20 protein-coding genes are annotated in these 22993 nt (G+C 69.5%); 10 read left to right on the forward strand and 10 right to left on the reverse strand.

Going from position 1 to position 22993, the window contains the following annotated elements:
• Positions 1–49: 49 nt before the first annotated feature.
• A complete protein-coding gene (locus OG214_RS17535) occupies positions 50–928 on the reverse strand; it encodes an oxidoreductase (RefSeq protein WP_405985236.1) in 879 nt (292 codons plus the stop codon).
• Positions 929–1028: 100 nt separating this feature from the next.
• Between OG214_RS17535 and OG214_RS17540 the strand changes: the two genes are divergently transcribed.
• Complete coding sequence (locus OG214_RS17540) at positions 1029–2015, forward strand: ATP-binding protein (protein ID WP_365903558.1); 987 nt, start codon at positions 1029–1031, stop codon at positions 2013–2015.
• A gap of 244 nt (positions 2016–2259) precedes the next feature.
• On the opposite strand, the gene OG214_RS17545 is transcribed toward OG214_RS17540, so the two are convergent.
• Positions 2260–3540: a hypothetical protein gene (locus tag OG214_RS17545; RefSeq protein WP_382854246.1), complete on the reverse strand. Its 1281-nt coding sequence runs from the start codon at positions 3538–3540 to the stop codon at positions 2260–2262.
• A 304-nt stretch (positions 3541–3844) separates the two neighbouring features.
• On the opposite strand from OG214_RS17545, the gene OG214_RS17550 reads away from it, so the two are divergent.
• The 6 genes from OG214_RS17550 to OG214_RS17575 all read left to right on the forward strand — a co-directional run bounded on the left by OG214_RS17550 (position 3845) and on the right by OG214_RS17575 (position 12649).
• Positions 3845–6715, forward strand: a complete 2871-nt coding sequence (locus tag OG214_RS17550; RefSeq protein ID WP_405985237.1) for a bifunctional SulP family inorganic anion transporter/carbonic anhydrase — start codon at positions 3845–3847, stop codon at positions 6713–6715.
• A gap of 227 nt (positions 6716–6942) precedes the next feature.
• Entirely contained in the window at positions 6943–8898 is a 1956-nt protein-coding gene (gene acs, locus OG214_RS17555) for an acetate--CoA ligase (RefSeq protein WP_363084726.1), read from the forward strand.
• A 239-nt stretch (positions 8899–9137) separates the two neighbouring features.
• Positions 9138–10535 (forward strand): Na+/H+ antiporter NhaA, encoded by a 1398-nt coding sequence (gene nhaA / locus OG214_RS17560; protein ID WP_405985238.1) that lies wholly within the window; start codon positions 9138–9140, stop codon positions 10533–10535.
• A gap of 61 nt (positions 10536–10596) precedes the next feature.
• Positions 10597–11091 (forward strand): phage holin family protein, encoded by a 495-nt coding sequence (locus OG214_RS17565; protein ID WP_363084724.1) that lies wholly within the window; start codon positions 10597–10599, stop codon positions 11089–11091.
• Complete coding sequence (locus OG214_RS17570) at positions 11088–12167, forward strand: alpha/beta fold hydrolase (protein WP_405985239.1); 1080 nt, start codon at positions 11088–11090, stop codon at positions 12165–12167. The genes OG214_RS17565 and OG214_RS17570 overlap by 4 nt, the downstream gene beginning before the upstream one ends.
• 302 nt (positions 12168–12469) lie before the next feature.
• Complete coding sequence (locus OG214_RS17575; protein ID WP_363084722.1) at positions 12470–12649, forward strand: hypothetical protein; 180 nt, start codon at positions 12470–12472, stop codon at positions 12647–12649.
• Between the two features lie 73 nt (positions 12650–12722).
• On the opposite strand, the gene OG214_RS17580 is transcribed toward OG214_RS17575, so the two are convergent.
• The 3 genes from OG214_RS17580 to nth form a co-directional block, all read right to left on the reverse strand.
• Positions 12723–13922, reverse strand: a complete 1200-nt coding sequence (locus OG214_RS17580; protein WP_363083736.1) for a MarP family serine protease — start codon at positions 13920–13922, stop codon at positions 12723–12725.
• Positions 13923–14156: 234 nt separating this feature from the next.
• A complete protein-coding gene (locus OG214_RS17585; protein WP_365903565.1) occupies positions 14157–14861 on the reverse strand; it encodes a CoA pyrophosphatase in 705 nt (234 codons plus the stop codon).
• 218 nt (positions 14862–15079) lie between these two features.
• Positions 15080–15955: an endonuclease III gene (gene nth, locus OG214_RS17590; RefSeq protein WP_405987538.1), complete on the reverse strand. Its 876-nt coding sequence runs from the start codon at positions 15953–15955 to the stop codon at positions 15080–15082.
• Between the two features lie 284 nt (positions 15956–16239).
• Here nth and OG214_RS17595 point away from each other — a divergent pair, with 284 nt between their 5' ends.
• A complete protein-coding gene (locus OG214_RS17595; RefSeq protein WP_015034542.1) occupies positions 16240–16914 on the forward strand; it encodes a Crp/Fnr family transcriptional regulator in 675 nt (224 codons plus the stop codon).
• A 120-nt stretch (positions 16915–17034) separates the two neighbouring features.
• Here the strand turns inward: OG214_RS17595 and OG214_RS17600 are convergent, their stop codons facing one another.
• From OG214_RS17600 to OG214_RS17615, 4 genes are all read right to left on the reverse strand, one after another.
• Positions 17035–17865 carry an MBL fold metallo-hydrolase gene (locus OG214_RS17600; protein ID WP_363083739.1) on the reverse strand — a complete coding sequence of 277 codons (831 nt, stop codon included), beginning with the start codon at positions 17863–17865 and terminating at the stop codon, positions 17035–17037.
• Complete coding sequence (locus tag OG214_RS17605) at positions 17865–18872, reverse strand: NUDIX hydrolase (protein ID WP_405985240.1); 1008 nt, start codon at positions 18870–18872, stop codon at positions 17865–17867. Before OG214_RS17605 ends, OG214_RS17600 begins: the two co-directional genes overlap by 1 nt.
• A 257-nt stretch (positions 18873–19129) precedes the next feature.
• Entirely contained in the window at positions 19130–19600 is a 471-nt protein-coding gene (locus OG214_RS17610; protein ID WP_363083741.1) for a RidA family protein, read from the reverse strand.
• Positions 19597–19758 carry a DUF4177 domain-containing protein gene (locus OG214_RS17615; RefSeq protein WP_093601778.1) on the reverse strand — a complete coding sequence of 54 codons (162 nt, stop codon included), beginning with the start codon at positions 19756–19758 and terminating at the stop codon, positions 19597–19599. Before OG214_RS17615 ends, OG214_RS17610 begins: the two co-directional genes overlap by 4 nt.
• Positions 19759–19829: 71 nt before the next feature.
• Between OG214_RS17615 and OG214_RS17620 the strand changes: the two genes are divergently transcribed.
• Both OG214_RS17620 and OG214_RS17625 read left to right on the forward strand, forming a co-directional pair.
• Positions 19830–20795 carry an ArsA-related P-loop ATPase gene (locus OG214_RS17620; RefSeq protein ID WP_363083742.1) on the forward strand — a complete coding sequence of 322 codons (966 nt, stop codon included), beginning with the start codon at positions 19830–19832 and terminating at the stop codon, positions 20793–20795.
• Complete coding sequence (locus tag OG214_RS17625; protein ID WP_405985241.1) at positions 20792–22186, forward strand: ArsA family ATPase; 1395 nt, start codon at positions 20792–20794, stop codon at positions 22184–22186. Before OG214_RS17620 ends, OG214_RS17625 begins: the two co-directional genes overlap by 4 nt.
• Before the next feature lie 378 nt (positions 22187–22564).
• Here OG214_RS17625 and OG214_RS17630 read toward each other — a convergent pair whose 3' ends face one another.
• A complete protein-coding gene (locus OG214_RS17630; RefSeq protein ID WP_030353248.1) occupies positions 22565–22909 on the reverse strand; it encodes a WhiB family transcriptional regulator in 345 nt (114 codons plus the stop codon).
• Positions 22910–22993 lie beyond the last annotated feature (84 nt).

Here is a 22993-nt window from a genome sequence, read left to right on the forward strand (position 1 = left end):
TGCCAGCGGCGGCGCCATGACGGTGCCGCCGCAGCCCTGTCGGGACAGATCAGGCCGCGCCTCGCTGGAGCGCCTCACAGACGGCCGTCGATTCCCGGACACCCAGCTCCACCGCGCGTCCGCAGTGGGTGATCCACGCCGCCATGCCGTCCGGGGTGCCCGAGAGATAACCGTCAAAGGCGGCCGCGTACGCCGCACGTCCCAGCTCCGCGTGTCCGACCTCCGCCGGGCAGACCGATTTGGGGTCCAGACCGCTGCCAATGAGCACCACCCGCTCGGCGGCCCGTGCCACCAGACCGTTGTACGAACCGAAGGGGCGCAGCGCGAGCAGTTCGCCGTGCACCACCGCGGCCGTCACCAGCGCCGGCGCGGTACTGGCCGCGATGATCAGCGCCGACAGCCCGTCCAGCCGTCCCGCCACCTCGTCCGCGCCGGGCAGCGGGGCCTCGGCCGGCGGCCCGGTCATGTCGCTACCGGGCATCTCCACGACCGGCTCGCCCGCCAGCCGGGGCCGGCCCACCGTTCCGTCCGGGACGCCGGAGCCGCCCGCGGCCACCAGATGCAGCCTGGCCAGCACGCGCAGCGGCGACTGCACCCAGATGGAAAGGAGTTGACCGGCCTCCGCGTTCAACCGCAGGGCCGCGCCGACCGTACGGGCCTCGGCACCGGAGCTGAAGTCACTGCGCCTGCGCACCTCTTCGAGCGCCCAGTCGGCGCCGGACAGCGCCGCGGAACCACGCGCCGCGCGCAGAGCCGCTTCCGAGGTGACCTCGTCACTGCGGCGGCGCATCACACGGTGGCTGTAGACACGGTCCACCGCTCGGCGTACGGAATCCACCGCCTCGGGGACTCCCGGCAGGGCGGCCAGCGCGGCAAGGGGATCCTCCGGCCGCGGCGCGAAAAAGCCGTCAGAGGCTGTCGTACTCATAAGTAGGGAGGCTACGCCCATGCCATGCACCCCACCTTGGAGTGGTCTTCCCCGCACGAAACCATCACCTTGAGCAAGTCCTCGACTACCCTACGTGAACATGAAGATCGCTTTCGTGGGCAAGGGCGGCAGCGGCAAGACGACGCTGTCCTCGCTCTTCATCCGCCATCTGACCGCCAACGAGGCCCCCGTCATCGCGGTGGACGCCGATATCAACCAGCATCTCGGGGTCGCGCTCGGCCTCGACGAGGCGGAGGCCGCCGCGCTGCCCGCGATGGGGGCGCACCTTCCGCTGATCAAGGACTATCTGCGCGGCAGCAATCCACGGATCGCCTCCGCCGACGCCATGATCAAGACCACTCCGCCCGGTGAGGGATCGCGGCTCCTCCGGGTCGGCGAGAACAACCCGGTGTACGAGGCCTGCGCCCGGTCCCTCGCGCTCGACGGCGGCGAGATCCGGCTGATGGCCACCGGCCCGTTCGCCGAGTCCGATCTCGGGGTGGCCTGCTACCACTCCAAGGTCGGCGCGGTGGAACTGTGCCTCAACCATCTCATCGACGGCCCCGAGGAGTATGTGGTCGTCGACATGACGGCCGGTTCGGACTCCTTCGCCTCCGGGATGTTCACCCGGTTCGACCTGACGTTCCTGGTGGCCGAGCCGACGCGCAAGGGTGTCTCCGTCTACCGCCAGTACAAGGAGTACGCACGGGACTTTGGTGTCTCGCTGGCGGTCGTCGGCAACAAGATCCAGAGCGAGGACGATCTGGACTTCCTCCGTACGGAGGTGGGCGACGATCTGCTCATCGCGGTGGGCCACTCGGACTGGGTCCGGGCGATGGAGAAGGGCCGACCGCGCCCGTTCGATCTGCTGGAGGCGGACAACCGCTGTGCGCTCCAGACGCTCCAGGACGCGGCGGAGGATTCGTACGAGCGCCGCGACTGGGAGCGGTACACACAGCAGATGGTCCACTTCCATCTCAAGAACGCGCAGAGCTGGGGCAACGCGAAGACAGGCGTCGACCTGGCAGCCCAGGTCGATCCCGCCTTCGTGCTCAACGAGACCCTGGCCGTACGTCAGCCGTCCTAGGGCGTGTCTTCGCCGTGTCTTCAAAGTGGCGGCACCCAAAGAGCGGCGCGGCGCTGTCGCTGGGCGCCGCACCTGTCATCCCGTCATGAGGTCCAGCCCCGGCCCGCACGGCCGGGGCCGGGGCCGGGCGGGTCGCGGTCGGCACTTCCCCGGCCGGCACCTGCCCCCGCCAGTGCCTACGCGGCCGGCGCCTGCCCGGTCAGCGCTTGTACGGTCAGTGCTCGCATGCTCGGCGCTTGCCCGGTCAGTGCTTGCCGGAGTGGGCGGACGGCTGGGACGACGGGCTCGCGGAGGCCTTCGAGCCCGCCGCCGCCGTGGGCAGGAACTTCTCCCAGCCACCCTTGGGCGCCTGACCGACACGGAGACCGCGCAGCTTGGCCAGGTGCGCCGGGTCCTGTACGTCCAGCCAGTCGGCGAGTTGACGGAAGGACACACACCGTACGTCCTTCTGCACACAGACCTTCTTGATCGTCTCCTCGACGGCGCGCATGTAGGTGCCGCCGTTCCAGGACTCGAAGTGGTTGCCGATGATCAGCGGGGCGCGGTTGCCCTTGTAGGCGCGGTCGAAGGCCTGGAGCAGGCCGTCACGCATCTGGTTGCCCCAGTACGTGTGCTGCGACGGGTCGCCGTGGACCGTTCCCGACTGGTTGTACATGAAGTTGTAGTCCATCGAGAGGGTCTCGAAGTCACGCCCCGGCACGGGGACGAGCTGAAGGGGGACGTCCCACATGCCCTCGGTCTTCTTGGGCCAGACCTGGTTGCTGATCCCGCTGGAGTCATAACGGAAGCCCATCGTCCGGGCCGCCTTCATCATGTTCTTCTGCCCTTCCAGGCAGGGTGTGCGGGCGCCGATCATCTCCTTGTCGTAGTCGAACGGCAGGGGGGCCTCGCTCTTCAGTCCCGCGTTGGTCTTCCAATTCTTCACAAAGGACTTGGCCTGGTTGATCTCGCTCTTCCACTCGTCGACGGACCAGGTGCCGACGCCGCCGTCGTCGCCGCAGAAATGGCCGTTGAAGTGGGTGCCGATCTCATTGCCTTCCTGCCAGGCGGCGCGCAGCTCCCGCAGGGTGGCCTTGATCCCCTTGACGTCGTTGAAACCGATGTCCGAGCTGCCCGCCGAGTGCTGGGGCGGCCGGTACTTCTCCGCCTTCTCCTCGGGCAGCAGATAGACGCCGCTCAGGAAGTACGTCATGGTCATTTTGTACTTCTTGCTCAGCTCTCGGAAGTGGGAGAAGAGCTTCTGGCTGTCCTCGCCGGCGCCGTCCCACGAGAACACCACGAACTGCGGGGGCTTCTCACCCGGTTTGAGCCGCTCGGGCTTCGCCAGGTTCGGCTGGGCACCGGTGAACGCGGTCGAGCCGTCACCGATGAGCTTGACCACGGCCTTGGGGGCGGCGGGCCCCTTCTTGGCTTCGGGGGCCCGCGCCCGGGCTCCGTCCCCGCCCGATCCGGAGCATCCGGCAACGCCGACGGCGAGCGCCGTGACGGCGGCGCCGAAGGCGGTTCTCTTTGTGGCGGCCAGCATCCGCCCACCCTCTTCCTTCAGGTTTCAGTACCGAAGTGCCGAGCGGCGACTGCCGGCACGGCGCCGAGCGCGGACACCGTCGCATCAAGGCTGAAGAAATGAAGAAACGACAAGCCGTACAAGATCACTAATCACCAGGACAGGTGAATGATTGCGCCATTTGCCCGGAAAGTCCTGCCACAATCTTTACTCTCCATTACGATTCGTTTACCGAGAGTTGAGCTGCGCATTCCCATGCCGCATGCCATGCCTCTCGGCAGCGCCCCATGGCCGCGTCCGCGCCGCCCCGGAGGAGACGGAAAATATGTCCACGTGTGTCATCTCTCGTACCGATCAGAGCTCTCGGACGAGCCGCGCCCAGCCCACGGCCCGGTTCCCTCGCATCGCACGCTTCCGGAGGCCGCACGACCCACCTCCGGACGGCGGTGGCTTCCGGATCGCCGGGGCGGACCTCTCCGCTTCGATCTCCGTCTTTCTGATCGCGCTGCCGCTCTCCCTGGGCATCGCGCTCGCCACGGGCGCACCGCTCCAGGCGGGGCTGGTGGCCGCGGCGGTCGGCGGTCTGGTCGTCGGCCGGCTGGGCGGGGCACCGCTCCAGGTCAGTGGTCCGGCCGCCGGGCTCACCGTCGTCACGGCCGATCTGATCCAGCGGTACGGCTGGCGCACCACCTGCGCCATCACCATCTGCGCCGGGCTCGCACAGCTCGTTCTCGCGGCGCTGCGGGTCGCCCGGTCCGCGCTCGCCGTCAGCCCGGCGATCGTGCACGGCATGCTCGGGGGCATCGGTGTCACGATCGCCCTGGCCCAGCTCCATATCGTGCTCGGCGGTTCACCCCAGAGTTCCGCCGTCGACAATGTGCTGGGGCTGCCCGCCCAGTTGGCAAATCTGCATCCCGGCGCGCTCTCCGTGAGCATTCTGACCATCGCGGTGCTGCTCGTATGGCCGCGGATTCCGGGGCGTGTGGGCCGGGGTGTACGGAAGCTCCCGGCCGCGCTCGCGGCAGTGGCCGTCGCGACCACCCTGGCCGCCCTCGCCGGAATCCGACTGGAGCGTGTCGATCTGCCCTCCTGGAGAAGCCATGCCCTGCCCGAGCTTCCCGAGGGACCCGTGCTCGGGCTGCTCGCCGCCGTCCTCACGGTCACCCTGGTCGGCAGCGTCGAGTCCCTGCTCTCCGCGGTCGCCGTGGACAAGCTGGTGGCCGCCCGCAAGGAGCCGGCCGTCCAGATCCCCCGGGCCCGGCTCGACCGGGAGCTGGCCGGACAGGGCGCGGGGAATCTCGTCTCCGGCGCGCTCGGCGGACTGCCCATCACGGGCGTCGCCGTGCGCAGTGCCGCCAATGTGGCCGCGGGCGGTGTCAGCAGGAACTCCGCGATGCTGCACGGCCTGTGGATCGCGGTCGCGGCTCTGCTGCTGGTGCCTGTGCTGGATCTGATCCCGCTGGCGGCGCTGGCCGCGCTGGTGATGTTCGTCGGGGTCCAGATGGTGAATCTCACGCATATGCGCAACGTGAGACGGAATCGCGAGCTGCTGGTGTATGTCGTCACACTGACCGCCGTCGTGCTCACCGGGGTGCTGGAAGGCGTCGTCATCGGGATCGGGGTGGCGGTCGCGGTCTCGCTGCACCGGCTGACCAGGACGCGGATCACCACGGAGGAGCGGAGCGGGGTCCATCGCGTGCACGCGCGCGGCCAGTTGACGTTCCTGGCCGTGCCGAGGCTCAGCCGGATGCTGCATCAGGTGCCGCAGGGCGCGGACTGTGTCGTCGAGTTGGACGGGTCCTTCATGGATCACGCGGCCCACGAGACACTGCACGACTGGCGGGCCGCGCATATCGCCCGGGGCGGCACGGCAGAGTTCACCGGCCGGGGTGGCGACCGGATCGCGGACTCCACGAGTGAGTTCCATGCCTGCTGCCGTCCCTGGACCCCCTGGCGCAATCACCACTGCGACGGGCATCCCGACGCGGAGCGGGCCACCGCGGCGTGCGTCGCCGCCGGACACACAGGCGCTGGACACACAGGCGCTGGACACACAGGCGCTGGACAAACTGCCGCCGGACACACCGGAGCTGGACACACCGGCGCGGGATGGACGGCCGTGGAGCAGACGACCGTGGAGCAGGCGGTCCCGGTATATACGGGGGGCCGCCTGTCCGGAGCGGGGGAGTCCGGCATGGGAACCATGGGTACGGAGCTCCTGGCCACCGGCGGGGCCGGCGGTACGGAGCCCGGCGAGGTGCAGTCCGGTGGTACGGGATTCGACAGCGCGGGATCCGGTGCCACCGCATCCAGTGCCACGGAATCCAGTGCCACGGAATCCGGCGGCACGGGGTCCGGGGGATGCCGGCCAGGGGACGGGTATGGCCGCCCTCTGTGTTCCGGTTCCGACAGTGTTCTGCAGCCGGGCGAGGCGCATGAGGCGCGTACCGGCTCCGGACGGGGAAGTCCCGGAGGAAGCGGGCGTACGTCCAGCATTCTCCAACTGGCCAGCGGGCTCAGCTCCTTCCAGCGGAACACCGCTCCGCTGGTGCGCGAAGAGCTGGCACGGCTGGCGCGCGAGGGGCAGCGGCCGTCTCAGCTCTTCCTCACCTGCGCCGACTCCCGGCTGGTCACCAGCATGATCACATCAAGTGGTCCAGGCGATCTCTTCACCGTGCGGAACGTGGGCAATCTCGTACCGCTGCCGGGTACGGACGGTGGGGACGAGTCGGTGGCCGCCGCGATCGAGTACGCGGTCGATGTGCTGCGGGTGGACTCCATCACCATCTGCGGACACTCGGGGTGCGGGGCGATGCAGGCCCTGCTGGACGACGCGCCCCGGGCCGCCGACGGCGAGCCCGCGACACCGCTGCGCCGCTGGCTGCGCCACGGTCTGCCCAGCCTGGAGCGGATGAGGAGCCGGAGCCACTCCTGGGCCAGGATCTCCGGACGGCTGCCGGCGGACGCGATCGAGCAGCTCTGTCTCACCAATGTCGTCCAGCAGCTGGAGCATCTGCGGGCCCATGAATCGGTGGCTCGCAGACTGGCCGACGGCACACTGGAGCTGCATGGGATGTACTTCCATGTCGGCGAGGCCCAGGCCTATCTGCTGGCGACCGGCGCCGGGAGCGGCGGAGTCGGCGAAAAGGTCTTCAACCCGGTGGCACCGACCGCGCTGGAGGAGTCGCGCGCCTGAACCCTTCCCCCGCCGCATCCGTGAGAGTGTGTGGCCCCCTTCCCCCACCCACCCGCCCGGGGGAGGAGGGCCACCCACCGGCGTACGGGAGACCGTACCGGGGCTGGCGCCACACAGGGGCCTGACACATAGGTCTAAACCAATTTCCGGAACACCCTTGTCACCCGGGCATCCGCCTGATGAGCTAGGCCCGGGACACATAGGACGCCCTGGGAAAGGGAGATGTCGTGAGCAACGAAAGCCTGGCCAATCTGCTCAAGGAGGAGCGGCGGTTCGCGCCGCCCGTCGAGCTGGCCGCGCACGCCAATGTGACGGCGGAGGCGTACGAGCGGGCCGAGGCGGACAGGCTTGGCTTCTGGGCCGAGCAGGCGAGGCGGCTCACCTGGGTCACCGAGCCGACCGAGACGCTCGACTGGTCGAATCCGCCGTTCGCGAAGTGGTTCGCGGACGGTGAGCTGAATGTCGCCTACAACTGCGTCGACCGCCATGTGGAGGCCGGCCACGGTGACCGGGTCGCGATCCACTTCGAGGGCGAGCCGGGCGACAGCCGCGCGATCACCTACGCGGAGCTGAAGGACGAGGTGTCCCAGGCCGCCAACGCCCTCACCGAGCTGGGTGTGCGCAAGGGCGACCGGGTCGCGGTCTATCTGCCGATGATCCCCGAGGCCGCCGTCGCGATGCTGGCCTGTGCGCGGATCGGGGCCGCGCACTCGGTGGTCTTCGGCGGCTTCTCCGCCGACGCCGTCGCCTCCCGTATCCAGGACGCCGACGCCAAGCTGGTCATCACGGCCGACGGCGGTTACCGCCGGGGCAAGCCGAGCGCGCTCAAGCCCGCCATCGACGAGGCCGTGACCAAGTGTCCGCAGGTCGAGCATGTGCTGGTGGTACGGCGCACGGGCCAGGACACGGCCTTCGACGACAGCCGCGATGTGTGGTGGCACGACATCGTCGGCCGGCAGTCCACAGAGCACGCCCCTCAGGCGTTCGGCGCGGAGCACCCGCTGTTCATCCTCTACACCTCGGGCACGACGGGGAAGCCGAAGGGCATCCTGCACACCTCGGGCGGCTATCTCACCCAGGCCGCCTACACCCACCACGCGGTCTTCGACCTCAAGCCCGAGTCGGACGTGTACTGGTGCACCGCCGACATCGGCTGGGTGACGGGCCACTCGTACATCGTCTACGGTCCGCTCGCCAACGGCGCCACCCAGGTCATGTACGAAGGCACCCCCGACACCCCCCATCAGGGCCGCTTCTGGGAGATCATCCAGAAGTACGGGGTGACGATCCTCTACACGGCGCCCACGGCGATCCGTACGTTCATGAAGTGGGGCGACGACATCCCCGCCAAATTCGACCTGACCTCCCTGCGTGTGCTGGGCTCGGTCGGCGAACCGATCAACCCCGAGGCCTGGATCTGGTACCGGGAGAACATCGGCGCCGGCAAGACGCCCATCGTGGACACCTGGTGGCAGACCGAGACCGGCGCCATGATGATCTCCCCGCTCCCCGGTGTCACCGAGACCAAGCCCGGCTCCGCCCAGCGCGCCCTGCCCGGTATCTCCGCCACGGTCGTCGACGACGAGGCCAACGAGGTGCCCGACGGAGGCGGCGGCTATCTCGTCCTGACCGCGCCGTGGCCCTCCATGCTCCGTACGATCTGGGGCGACGACCAGCGGTTCATCGACACCTACTGGTCACGCTTCGAGGGCAAGTACTTCGCCGGGGACGGTGCCAAGAAGGACGACGACGGCGATATCTGGCTGCTCGGCCGTGTCGACGACGTCATGCTGGTCTCGGGGCACAACATCTCCACCACCGAGGTCGAGTCCGCGCTCGTCTCGCACCCCAAGGTCGCCGAGGCCGCTGTCGTCGGCGCCGCCGACGAGACCACCGGCCAGGCCATCGTCGCCTTCGTCATCCTGCGCGGCAGCGCCACCGTCGACGACGGGCTCGTCGCCGAACTGCGCAATCACGTCAGCACCACGCTCGGCCCGATCGCCAAGCCCAAGCGGATCCTGCCCGTCGCGGAACTTCCCAAGACCCGCTCCGGCAAGATCATGCGGCGGCTGCTGCGCGATATCGCGGAGAACCGCGCGCTCGGAGATGTCACCACCCTCACCGACTCCTCCGTCATGGATCTGATCCAGAGCCAGTTGCCCAGCGCGTCCAGCGAGGACTGAGCGAAGTCATCCGGAGCGGGGCGTCAGGCACAGCGCGTGCCCGGCGCCCCGCCGGGCGTCTGTCCCGACCGGTGCTCGCCCCGGTCCACGCATAAAGTGAAGATCACCTGATACGTCCCCTGCGCACCCCGGTAAGGTGGGCGTCGCGACAACAACACAGCAAGATTCTGGGTGCGCCGGGAAGTCTGGTCGGCATGTGATCCGTCATGTCCGCCGAACCGCCCCGGAGGTCTTCACCCGTGCCAGCGCCCACGGCCACCACCCGTAAGTTCCTCGGACGCCTGTCACTGCCCGAGCGGAACTATCTCGCGGACGCGCTGCGCACCGAGACCGTCGGCGGCGTACTGTTGCTCGTCGCCGCCGTCGCCGCCCTGATCTGGGCGAACACCCCGTTGAGCGGGAGCTACGAATCCGTACGCGACTTCCATCTCGGACCCGGCGCGCTCGGCCTCGACCTCTCCGTGGAGCACTGGGCCGCCGACGGGCTGCTCGCCGTCTTCTTCTTTGTCGCCGGTATCGAGCTCAAGCGTGAGCTTGTCGCGGGGGAACTGCGCGATCCCAGAGCCGCCGCGCTCCCCGTGATCGCCGCGCTGTCCGGTATGGCCGTACCGGCGCTGGTCTATGTGCTGGTCAACGCGGTCGGCGGCGGGTCATGGGACGGCTGGGCCGTACCCGTGGCCACCGATATCGCGTTCGCGCTCGCCGTTCTCGCGGTCATCGGCACCTCGCTCCCCTCCGCGCTGCGCGCCTTCCTGCTCACTCTCGCCGTCGTCGACGATCTGTTCGCGATCCTGATCATCGCCGTCTTCTTCACCAGCGATCTGAACTTCGTGGCGTTCGGCGCCGCCGTCGTCGCCCTCGTCGTCTTCTGGCTGCTGCTGCGGAAGGGGGTGCGGGGCTGGTACGTATATGTCCCGCTGGCCCTGGTCATCTGGGGGCTGATGTACAACAGCGGCGTGCACGCGACCATCGCCGGTGTCGCGATGGGGCTGATGCTGCGCTGCCACAAGGACGAAGGCGAGGAGCACTCCCCGGGCGAGTACATCGAGCATCGCGTACGCCCTGTCTCGGCCGGTCTGGCCGTGCCCTTGTTCGCCCTGTTCTCCGCGGGCGTCCCGGTCTCCGGCGGGGCGCTCGGTGAGGTCTTCCACCGGCCGGAGACCCTCGGTGTCGTGCTGGGGCTGGTGGTCGGCAAGACGGTCGGTATCTTCGGCGGTACCTGGCTGGCGGTGCGCTTCACCAGGGCCGAGCTGAACGACGACCTGGCCTGGCCCGATGTCTTCGCCCTCGCCTCGCTCGCCGGGATCGGCTTCACGGTCTCGCTGCTCATCGGCGAGCTGGCCTTCTCGTCCGACCCGGCGCTCACCGACGAGGTGAAGGCGGCCGTACTGACCGGTTCGCTGATCGCCGCCGTCATATCCGGCATTCTGCTCAAGCTGCGGGTGCGGACCTATCGCGCGCTGTACGAGGACGAGGAGCGGGACGAGGATCTGGACGGCATCCCCGACATCTACGAACAGGACGATCCGGCGTACCACCTGCGGATGGCCGCGCTCTACGAGGCGAAGGCCGCGGAGCACCGTCGGCTGGCTGAACACGCGGGGGCGGCGCGCGATAAGGGCGACAGTCCGGCATGATCGGACATCGGATCCGCGGCGGAGAAGTCCGTGGCGGAGAAGCGAGAAGAGGGAGTCACCGATGAGCGACCCCGGCACGCAAGTCGCCGACGCTGTCCGGACCGGCACCGTGGTCCAGCCCGTCAGTACCGACCGCAGTATCGGTCAACTGGTCGCCTCGGCGACCGCCGAGATGTCCGCGCTGGTGCACGACGAGATCGCCCTGGCCAAGGCCGAGCTCCGACAGGATGTGAAGCGCGGTGCGATGGGCGGTGCCGCCATCACCATCGCGGGCGTCTTCGCCCTGTTCTCACTGCCGGTGCTGAGCTTCGCCGCCGCGTACGGGATCCATAATCTGGGGCTCGGTCTCGCCTGGTCGTTCCTGATCGTCGGCGGAGCGTTTCTGGTGCTCGCCGCACTGGCCGCCGGGCTCGCGCTGCTGAAGTTCAAGAAGGTCAAGCCGCCGGAGAAGTCGATCGCCTCGGCCAAGGAGACGGCCGCCGTGCTCGGGAATGTCAAGCCTCACCCGCGCACGGTGGGGAAGCGCGTCAAGTCTGTGGCACGCTCGTCTGCATGACCGCCGCTGATTCCGACCCGGGCAAGGCCCACGGCTCGCCTGCGACTTCTGCGACTTCTGGTGCTTCCGGTGTTTCTGGTGCCTCTGGTGCGTCTGATCACCCCGGTTCGACGTCCTCCGCCAGCTCGACGTCGCCCTCCGGCGCAACGCCGCTCTCCGGTACGTCGCCGACCTCTGCCGTCCGTCTTACTGGTCCCTGGACACACAGGGATGTGGCGGCCAATGGTGCCCGCTTCCATATCGCGGAGTTGGGCGAGGGACCGCTGGTACTGCTGTTGCATGGCTTTCCGCAGTTCTGGTGGACCTGGCGGCATCAGCTCACGGCGCTCGCGGACGCCGGCTACCGCGCGGTGGCCATGGACTTGCGGGGCGTGGGCGGCAGCGACCGTACGCCCCGGGGGTACGACCCCGCCAATCTGGCCCTCGACATCACCGGTGTGGTGCGCTCCCTCGGTGAGCCCGACGCCGCGCTCGTCGGGCACGACCTGGGCGGCTATCTCGCCTGGACCGCGGCCGTGATGCGGCCCAAGCTGGTACGCAGGCTCGCGGTCTCCTCAATGCCGCACCCGCGCCGCTGGCGCTCGGCGATGCTCTCCGACTTCGCGCAGAGCCGGGCCGGTTCCTATATCTGGGGCTTCCAGCGGCCGTGGCTGCCGGAGCGTCAGCTCGTCGCGGACGACGCGGCGCTGGTGGGCCGGCTGATCCGGGACTGGTCCGGGCCCGCGCTCCCCGACGACAAGGCGATCGACGTCTACCGGCGCGCGATGACCATCCCCTCGACGGCGCACTGCTCGATCGAGCCGTACCGCTGGATGGTGCGGTCGATGGCACGGCCCGACGGCATTCAGTTCAACCGGCGGATGAAGCGGCCGGTGCGGGTGCCCACGCTCCAGTTGCACGGGTCGCTCGACCCGGCGATGAGGACGCGGAGTACGGCGGGATCGGCCGAGTATGTGGAAGCGCCCTACAGGTGGCGGCTGTTCGATGGGCTCGGGCACTTTCCCCATGAAGAGGACCCGGCGGCGTTCTCCGCGGAGCTCATCAACTGGCTCAAGGATCCCGAGCCGGACCGCTAGCCGAACCGCTGGCCGGACCGCTAGGAGACGGCCGGCCGAACCGCTGGCCGGACCGCTGGCCGGACCGCTAGGAGACGGCCGGCCGGACCGCTGGCGGGGGCCGAAGCCAGGGACCCCTGACAGGGGCTGCCGGCAGGGACCGCGGACGGGGATCGAAGACGTAACCCGGACGACTGATTCACTGCGCCGATATGGTCACCCTCTGAACGCTTGTCCTACGAACAGCCAATTGCCTCGCGCATAGGCCAATTGGCCCTCTCGCGTACGGTTACCGACCATGGGGCAGGGGCAGACGTCGGGGTATGGGCTGGACGCACGACTACGGTGACGCCGCACGCAACCGCCGCTCGGCCGCTGGGCCGATCACCCACAAAGGGGGCGGCCAGGAAGGTCAGGGGCATGATGCGCGCCTCGGCATTTCCCTGATTCTCCGCCGCAGGGCACGCTGGGTTTCCGCCCGGCTCCGCCATCAACGCGGCTAAACAGGTCGGACGAGGGGGCTCCAGGTCTGTCCGGGCGGACAGACCTGGAGCCCGGAACCCCGGAAGCTGATGCCTACAGCGCGCACTGGTCGGTGTCGACCTGCTGGTTGGCGGTCCTGCCGAGCGTGATGTCGTCGCGGATCTCATCGGCCGTCAGGGCGTAGCCGGTCTGCGGGTCATCGAGCGACCTGGCGAAGATGACTCCGTACACCTTGCCCTCCGGGGTGAGGAGCGGGCCTCCGGAATTGCCCTGCCGTACGGTCGCGAACAGCGAGTAGACATCGCGCCGCACCTCGCCGCGGCGGTAGATGTCCGGGCCGTTGGCGTTGATACGGCCGCGCACGCGCGCGGAGCGCACGTCGTACGCGCCGTTCTCCGGGAAGCCCGCGACGATCGCGCCGTCGCCGCTCACCGCGTCCGCGTCGGTGAACTCAAGGGGTGTCGCCGGAAGGTTCGGCACGTCCAGTACGGCGATGTCGCGCTGCCAGTCGTAGAGGACGACCTTGGCGTCGTACAGCCGCCCCTGACCGCCTATCTGGACCGTGGGCTCCTCCACGCCGCCGACGACATGCGCGTTGGTCATGACCCGGCGGTCGGCGAAGACGAAACCGGAGCCTTCGAGGACCTTGCCGCAGCTCGGCGCCGTACCGACGACCTTCACTATCGAGCTCTGGGCACGGGCCGCGACCGGGCTGCCGGCGAGCGCCGGATCCGGGGGCCGGACCTCGGTGATGGGCTCGTTGTCGAAGGGGCTGAAGACCTGCGGGAAGCCGTTCTGCGCCAGTACGGAGGAGAAGTCCGTGAACCATGCCGACGCCTGCGTGGGCACCACCCGGGAGACCCCGAGCAGCACCTTGGAGCCGCGGACCTCCTTGCCGAGCGTCGGCAGTGACGTCCCGGCGAGGGCCGAACCGATCAGCCAGGCGACCAGCAGCATGGCCACGACATTGACCAGCGCGCCGCCGGTGGCGTCCAGGGCGCGGGCGGGCGACCACGTGATGTGACGGCGCAGCTTGTTGCCGAGGTGGGTGGTGAAGGCCTGGCCGACGGAGGCACAGACGATCACTATGACGACGGCCACGACGGCGGCCGTGGTCGAGACCTCCGAGTCCGCCGTGAGCCTGCCCCAGACCACGGGGAGCAGATAGACCGCGACGAGACCACCGCCGAGAAAGCCGATCACCGACAGGATGCCGACGACGAATCCCTGGCGGTATCCGACGATCGCGAACCATACGGCGGCGAGCAGCAGCAGGATGTCCAGCACGTTCACCGTCAATAGCCTCGCTAGCCTCGCAGATACGTCTCGGTCGCACCGCCCGGCCGGCGGTGCGGGCTGCCGCCCCTCCGGCGTACGGACCCCCGACCGCCGCCCGGCCGAGGCCCGGCAGCACACCGGTGGCCCGGTCAGCGCAAGGGCCCCGCGGCCGGTGGCGGAAATCGCCACGGTCACAGAGCCCCGGAAGGGTCACCGCCCCCGGAAGGGCACAGCTTGAGGGTCAGCCTGTCATGCGCGCCAGTCCAGCGGGACCTGCTTCGACCGGTCCCATGGACGCTCCCATCCCGCGAAATGCAGAATCCGGTCGATCACTCCGGCGGTAAAACCCCAGACCAGGGCAGATCCCACCAGAAAGGCCGGGCCGTGATGTCCGCTGGGGTGGTGGGCGGTCGCGCGGTTGGCCGGATCCGTGAGATCCGCCACGGGCACGGTGAAGACACGGGCCGTCTCGGCGGGGTCGACGACGCCGACCGGGGTGGGGGTGCGCCACCAGCCGAGGACCGGCGTCACCACAAAGCCGCTCACCGGGATGTAGAGCCTCGGCAGCACGCCGAAGAGCTGGACCCCCGACGGATCGAGACCGGTCTCCTCCTCGGCCTCGCGCAGCGCCGCCCGCAGTGGCCCCGTGGTGGCGGGATCGCCGTCCTCGGGGTCGAGAGAGCCACCGGGGAACGAGGGCTGGCCAGGATGCGAGCGCAGGCTGCTGGCCCGCTCCATCAGCAGCAGCTCAGGGCCCTGGGGGCCCTCACCGAAGAGGACGAGGACGGCGGACTGCCGTCCGTCGCCGCTCGCCGGCGGCAGAAAGCGGCTGAGCTGCTCGGGCGCCACGGTCTGCGCGGCGCGCTCGACGGGTGTGAGCCAGTCGGGCAGCCCGTCGGTGGTGACGGCGACCTCCGTGACCGAATCGCCGTAGGTCCTGTCCGTTCGTGTCATACGCACCCCTGTCGCTCCCCTGTCCCTCAACGCGTTCCGCCGGTCGGATCGTTCCGCCCGTACGACCGGACCGTCCCGCCCGGCCCCCGCCCGTACGGCCGGACCGTCCCGTACGCGCGGACCGCCCCGTACGCACGGACCGTCGTACGCCCCGTCCACCCGTACGACCGGGCCCTTCCGCCCTCGGCGCCGCGACGGCAGCGCGCGTAAGGCGTCGCTCATACGGCGCCCATCGGCGGGGCCGCCTTGCCCGGGTAGTCGGGGGGCGGGTTCAGCCGCTGGCCCGGATAGCCGCCCATCTCGTACTTGAGCAGCTTCCGCGCCTTCTCCGGGTCCGTCTCACCCTCGCCGTACGACGGGCAGAGATGCGCGATCGGACAGGCACCGCAGGCCGGCTTGCGGGAGTGGCAGATACGGCGCCCATGGAAGATCACCCGGTGCGAGAGCATCGTCCACTCGCTCTTCGGGAAGATCGCCGCGATCTCCGCCTCGACCTTCTCCGGGTCCTCCTGCTCGGTCCACTTCCAGCGCCGGACGAGCCTGCCGAAGTGCGTGTCGACCGTGAGACCGGGGACCCCGAAGGCATTGCCCAGCACCACGTTCGCCGTCTTGCGCCCCACGCCGGGCAGGGTGACGAGATTCGCCAGCCGGCCGGGCACCTCGCCGTCGAAACGGTCGCGCAGAGCCGTGGAGAGCCCTATGAGGGACTTCGTCTTCGCCCGGAAGAAGCCGGTCGGCCGGATGATCTCCTCCAGCTCCTCCGGCGCGGCCGCGGCCATGTCCTCGGGCGTCGGATACTTCGCGAAGACCGCGGGCGTGGTCTGGTTGACCCGGAGATCGGTGGTCTGCGCGGACAGGACCGTCGCGACCAGCAGCTCGAACGGGTTCCGGAAGTCCAGCTCGGGATGGGCGTACGGATAGACCTCGGCCAGCTCGCGGTTGATCCGCCGGGCCCTGCGGATCATCGCCAGTCGCGACTCCGGCTTGACTTTTTTCGCTTTTGTAGCTTTTTTCGGTTTCGCCGAGGGCTGTTCGCCCACAGCGGAATTGGGCTCCGTGGACACTCTTTCAGCCCCCTTGGCCTGCGCTGTCATCGGCGGATTCGACACCCGGCCAGCGTAAAGCCCCGCACTGACATCCGCCCCGGCCATGGCCGATCACCACTCGAATCGGCCCCGGGGGCACGCTTCCGGACGTACGTACGTCAAACTTGTGACCGATCGCATGGTTTCGGACAAGCGGAATCCGGTGGAGGGCCGAACGGTCCAGGGGTGCCAAGCCACCCGAGAAGAAGCGGCACGTACGGCATCATGGGGACGACGGTCCCCGCGCAGGTGGGGACCACGGTTCCCTGAGCAGGTCGACAAGGAGAGAACACGTGGACGACGTTCTGCGGCGTGCCCCGCTCTTCGCGGCGCTCGATGACGAGCAGGCGGCAGAGCTGCGCGCCTCGATGAGTGAAGCGACGCTCGCGCGCGGTGACGCGCTCTTCCACGAGGGCGACCCCGGCGACCGTCTTTACGTGGTCACCGAAGGCAAGGTCAAGCTCCACCGCACCTCCCCCGACGGCCGCGAGAACATGCTCGCCGTGCTCGGCCCCGGCGAGCTGATCGGTGAGCTGTCCCTCTTCGACCCCGGCCCGCGCACCGCCACCGCGACGGCGCTCACCGAGGTCAAGCTCCTCGGTCTGGGCCACGGCGATCTGCAGCCCTGGCTGAACGCGCGCCCGGAGGTGGCCACGGCCCTGCTGCGCGCCGTCGCCCGCAGGCTGCGCAAGACCAACGACCAGATGTCCGACCTGGTCTTCTCCGACGTGCCGGGCCGGGTGGCCCGTGCGCTCCTCGATCTGTCGCGCCGCTTCGGTGTGCAGTCCGAGGAAGGCATCCATGTCGTGCACGACCTGACACAGGAGGAGCTGGCCCAGCTCGTCGGCGCGTCCCGTGAGACGGTCAACAAGGCACTCGCCGACTTCGCGCAGCGCGGCTGGCTGCGGCTGGAGGCGCGCGCGGTGATCCTGCTGGACGTGGAGCGCCTCGCGAAGCGCTCGCGCTGACAGCGACAGCGACAGCGACAGCGCCGGACACGGAAAGGGCCCTTCCACCTCGCCTCGGAAGGGCCCTTCCGCATATCCGGACGCTCCCCGGCCCGTCGTGTCGGGGCGACCGGACAGGCTCTAGATGAGCCCGTGCTCGCGCAGATACTCCAGCTGCGCCCTCACGGAGAGTTCGGCCGCCGGCCAGAGGGAGCGGTCGACGGCCGCGTAGACATGGGCGACCACCTCCGAGGGCGTGTGATAGCCGTTCTCGACGGCTGTCTCGACCTGGGCGAGCCGGTTGGCGCGGTGGGCGAGATAGAACTCGACCGCGCCCTGCGCGTCGTCCAGTACGGGACCGTGGCCCGGCAGCACCGTACGGACCCCGTCGTCGACCGTGAGCGAGCGCAGCCGGCGCAGGGAGTCGAGATAGTCGCCGAGCCTGCCGTCGGGATGGGCCACCACCGTGGTGCCGCGGCCGAGGATGGTGTCACCGGTCAGCACCGCGCGGTCTGCGGGCAGATGGAAGGAGAGCGAGTCGGCGGTGTGGCCGGGCGTGGGCACGACCCGTAGCTCCAGACCGCCGGTGGTGATGACGTCCCCGGCCGCCAGCCCCTCGTCCCCCAGCCGCAGTGCCGGGTCCAGGGCCCGTACCGGCGTGCCCGTCAGCTCGGCGAAGCGCGCCGCGCCGTCCGCGTGGTCCGGATGGCCATGGGTGAGCAGGGTCAGCGCGATCCGCTTCCCCGCCTTCTCGGCGACGGCGATGACCGCTCGGAGATGTGCGTCGTACAGCGGGCCCGGGTCGATGACCACGGCCGACTCGGAGTCCGGTTCCGAGACGATCCAGGTGTTGGTGCCGTCCAGGGTCATCGAGGAGGGGTTGGGGGCCAGCACATTGACGGCGCGGGCGGTGGCCGGGCCGGAGAGCACCCCGCCGCGCGGCTGACCGGGGAGAGCGGCGGCATCGGTCATCAGGGGCCTCCGGTGGGGTCGACGCGCTTGGTGAACTCGTCATGTCCGGGCCAGCTCAGCACCAGTTCCCCGCCCTCCAGCCGCGCCGTGGCCAGTACGGGCGTCATATCGCGGCCCTCGGCACCGGCGAGCGCTTCGGCAGCAGTACCGTACGACTGGAGCTGACGCAGTGTCGAGACGGTCGGCGGCATCATCAGCAGCTCGCCCCTGTCGTACGCCGCCGTCGCCTCGGCCGGTCTGATCCACACCGTACGGTCGGCCTCCGTGGAGGCGTTCCTCGTACGCTGACCGGTCGGCAGCGCCGCCACGAAGAACCAGGTGTCGTAGCGCCGCGGTTCGAACTCCGGCGTGATCCAGCGGGTCCACGCGCCGAGCAGATCGCTGCGCAGCACCAGCCCGCGGCGGTCAAGGAAGTCCGCGAAGGACAGTTCGCGGTCGACCAGGGCGGCCCGGTCGGCCTCCCAGTCGTCGCCCGTGGTGTCGCCCACGACGCTCTCCGCGGACTCCCCCGCGAGCAGGACTCCGGCCTCCTCGTAGGTCTCCCGCACCGCCGCGCACACGATGGCCTGCGCGGAGGCGGCGTCAACACCGAGGCGGCGTGCCCATACGTCACGGCCGGGACCGGCCCAGCCGACGAGCCGGTCGTCGTCCCGTGGATCGACTCCGCCGCCCGGGTACGCGTAGGCGCCTGCGGCGAAGGCCATGGAGGCGCGCCGTCGCAGCATGTGCACGGCGGGTCCCGGGCGGCCGGAAGCAACCGTACGGTCGGAACCAACTGTACGGTCGGAGCCGGCCGTACCGTCGGCGCCGGCCGGAGTGCTGGAGCCGCCCGGAGTGCCTGGCCCCGGAACCGGTCCCGGACTCGGCACCGGATCCGGACCGGTGGGACCATCGCGCAGGAGCATCACCGTCGCGGCCCGCCGGGGAGTCGCCGCGGTGATCTCACCGGCGGCGAGGGCACGGATCCGCACGGGCCATTCGGGCGGGTACCACTGACCATTGGGCATGGCCGGATGCTATGCGGTGAAGCGGTGATGTTCGAGGGGCACCCATGAGACGTGTGTGGTCCGACCACACAGGCCGGCCACGCCCCGTACGCCCCATACGCCCTGCGACACGTTCACGCCCCATACGCCCTGCGACACGTTCACGCCCCGTACGCCCTGCGACAGGGGTCCCATCCGCCGACAGAAGATCCCGCCCGGTCCGCGTCCACACGCGCACCGAGCGGGATCTCCGAGGAATGTACGGATATGTGCGGGCCTCAGTCCTCGGTCAGCTCGACCTGGATCTCGACCTCGACCGGAGCGTCCAGCGGCAGCACCGCCACCCCGACGGCGCTGCGCGCGTGCACGCCCCGCTCGCCGAGGACCTGGCCGAGCAGTTCGCTCGCGCCGTTCAGGACGGCCGGCTGCCCGGTGAAGTCCGAGGCCGAGGCGACAAAGCCCACGACCTTGACGACACGGGCGATACGGTCCAGATCGCCGGTGACCGACTTCACCGCGGCCAGGGCGTTGAGCGCGCAGACGCGGGCGAGCTCCTTGGCCTCTTCCGGAGTGACCTCGGCGCCCACCTTGCCGGTGACCGGAAGCTTGCCCTCCACCATCGGGAGCTGCCCCGCGGTGTAGACGTACGCACCTGTCCTGACCGCCGGCTGATAGGCGGCCAGCGGCGGTACGACCTCGGGCAGCTTCAGCCCCAGCTCGGCGAGGGCGGCCTCGACGGCTCCGCTCATGCGGTTTTCTCCCGCTTCAGATAAGCCACCAGCTGCTCGGGGTTGTTCGGCCCGGGAACGACCTGGACGAGCTCCCAGCCGTCCTCGCCCCAGGTGTCCAGAATCTGCTTGGTCGCGTGCACGAGAAGGGGCACGGTCGCGTATTCCCACTTGGTCATGGGCCGACTGTAGCCGCACCGCGCGGCGGCCTCGTGCGTAGCCCGGAGCCCTACTGGTTAGGCTCGAATACGTGAGCAGGCTCCAGGTCGTCAGCGGCAAGGGCGGTACCGGTAAGACGACGGTCGCCGCCGCACTAGCGCTCGCCCTCGCGACGGAGGGCAAGCGCACACTCCTCGTCGAGGTCGAGGGCAGACAGGGGATCGCGCAGCTCTTCGAGACGGAGGCCCTTCCGTACGAGGAGCGGAAGATCGCCGTCGCGTCGGGCGGCGGCGAGGTGTACGCGCTGGCCATCGACGCCGAGCGCGCCCTTCTCGACTATCTCCAGATGTTCTACAAGCTCGGCAGCGCGGGCCGGGCGCTGAAGAAGATCGGCGCGATCGACTTCGCCACGACCATCGCGCCCGGGGTCAGGGACGTACTGCTGACCGGCAAGGCGTGCGAGGCGGTGCGGCGCCGCGACAAGCAGGGACGTTTCACTTATGACTACGTGGTGATGGACGCCCCGCCCACCGGCCGTATCACCCGCTTCCTGAATGTGAACGACGAAGTGGCGGGGCTGGCGAAGATCGGCCCGATACACAATCAGGCGCAGGCCGTGATGCGGGTCCTCAAGTCGCCCGACACGGCGGTGCATCTGGTCACGCTGCTGGAGGAGATGCCGGTCCAGGAGACCGCGGACGGTGTCGCCGAGCTCCAGGCCGCGGAACTGCCGGTCGGCAAGGTCATCGTCAACATGGTGCGACCGCATCTCCTCGACGAGGCCGCCGTCCGCGCCGCGTCGGGCGACCGTCGTAAGGAGGTCGCCAAGGCGCTCACGGCGGCCGGGGTGAGCGCGCCGACGAAGCTGGTCGGTCCCCTGCTCGAACAGGCCGCGGAGCACGCCCAGCGGGTGGAGCTGGAGCGGGAGCAGAGGGCTGTCCTGACCAAGCTCGGACTGCCCACGTACGAACTCCCGCTGATCGGGGAAGGAATGGACCTCGCCGGTCTCTACCGGCTGGCGAGGGAGCTACGGCAACTCGGGAAGGCCTTCTCATGACGCTGGATCCGGCAGCCGCCCCGCTGGAGATCGATCCGCTGCTCGACGACCGGGCCACCCGCATCATCGTGTGCTGCGGCTCCGGGGGTGTCGGCAAGACGACGACCGCGGCGGCCCTGGGCGTACGGGCGGCGGAGCGCGGGCGGAAGGTGGTGGTCCTCACCATCGACCCGGCCCGCCGGCTGGCCCAGTCCATGGGCATCGACTCGCTCGACAACACCCCGCGGCAGGTGAAGGGCATCGAGGGCCCCGGCGAACTGCACGCCATGATGCTCGACATGAAGCGGACCTTCGACGAGATCGTCGAGGCGCACGCGGACGGACAGCGGGCCCGCGCGATTCTGGAGAACCCCTTCTACCAGTCCCTGTCGGCCGGCTTCGCGGGCACACAGGAGTACATGGCGATGGAGAAACTCGGCCAGCTACGGGCCCGCGACGAGTGGGACCTGATCGTCGTCGACACCCCGCCCTCGCGCTCGGCGCTGGACTTCCTGGACGCGCCGAAGCGCCTCGGCTCCTTCCTCGACGGGAAGTTCATCAGACTGCTGATGGCTCCGGCGAAGATGGGCGGCCGGGCCGGGATGAAGTTCCTGAACGCCGGCATGTCGATGATGACGGGCACGCTCGGAAAGCTCCTCGGGGGGCAGTTCCTGCGCGATGTGCAGACGTTCGTGACGGCGATGGACACGATGTTCGGCGGGTTCCGTACCCGCGCCGACGCCACGTACCGGCTGCTCCAGGCTCCGGGGACGGCGTTCCTGGTGGTCGCGGCGCCGGAACGGGACGCGCTTCGGGAGGCCGCGTACTTCGTGGAGCGGCTGGCCGCCGAGGAGATGCCGCTGGCCGGACTGGTCCTCAACCGTGTCCATGGCAGCGGCGCCGCCCGGCTGTCGGCCGAGCGGGCGCGGGCGGCGGCAGAAAATCTTGAAGAGGGCCGCATTGTGGATCAGATGGCTGGGAAAGCTCATGGTCGTGGCAGTGCTGCCCCGGACGGCTTTTCTCCCGAAGCCGCCGAGGCGCACGAAGCCGTAGAAGCCGCCGTACATCACTCGCCCGACCCCACCGCGCCCGCATCCCCCCCGTCCGAGCCGCCGCCCACATCAGCACCATCCGACCCGTCGGCATCGTCCGACCCGTCCGACCCGTCCGCAGTGAGCACTTCCGGGCAGACTTCTGTCACAAGTGTGGAACAACTGACCGCGGGTCTGCTGCGCCTGCACGCCGAGCGTATGCAGATGCTCGCGCGTGAAGAGCGGACGCGTGACCGTTTCACCGCGCTCCATCCCGAGGTGGCGGTGGCCGAAGTGGCCGCCCTGCCGGGCGATGTTCACGACCTCGCAGGGCTCAGGGCCATCGGTGATCGTCTCGCGAATGGTCGTGCTACGACCTGAGCGGCGGAGACGTCGCATGGGCGGCGCGGCTGATCGAGCCGCGGCGGCCTCGCAGGAATTCCCTCGGGAACTTCCCTCGGGAACGTCCTGAACCAGTTGCTCAAAGACTTCTTGCTTGACGAATTCCTGCTTGATGACTTCCCAGCAGTCCCCCAGGGACCTTGCAGGGATGGAGACATGACAGCCCGGAACCACGACGGTCCAAAGCCCAACGGACCGGAGTCACGACGGACCGGACCACAACAGACCGGAACCGCGACGGACCAGAGCCACAACGGACCGAGCGTCGGCCATGAGCTCAGACCGGACCGCGCCTACCCCCTGTCGGCGTGTCGACCCTGGCGGCTCGTCGGCGTGTCGACCGTGGCGGCGTGGCCGCTACCCGACCGCCGCGTACGTCTCGTACGTTTCGTCATCCTCCAAGCCCACGGGCAGCAGGCCCGCGCTGCGCTCGTACTCCGTGCGCGCGGTCTCAAGCAGCCGCCGCCAAGAAGTGACGGTCGGGCGCCTGCGCAGCAGTGCGCGACGCTCCCGCTCGGTCATCCCGCCCCACACGCCGAATTCGACGCGATTGTCCAGCGCGTCGGCCAGGCATTCCGTCCGCACCGGGCATCCGGTGCACACCGCCTTGGCCCTGTTCTGCGCCGCACCCTGCACAAACAGTTCATCTGGATCGGTAGTGCGGCAGGCTGCCTGCGCACTCCAGTCGGTTACCCAGCCCATGCTGGCGCCGTCCTCTCCCGAATTGAGGCTCCCCCACGGCGGCAGCGGCATATTCACCGTTGCCAGTTGAGGACGTTACGGAAG

This window comes from Streptomyces sp. NBC_00872 (genome assembly GCF_045161915.1).
GTDB lineage: Bacteria > Actinomycetota > Actinomycetes > Streptomycetales > Streptomycetaceae > Streptomyces.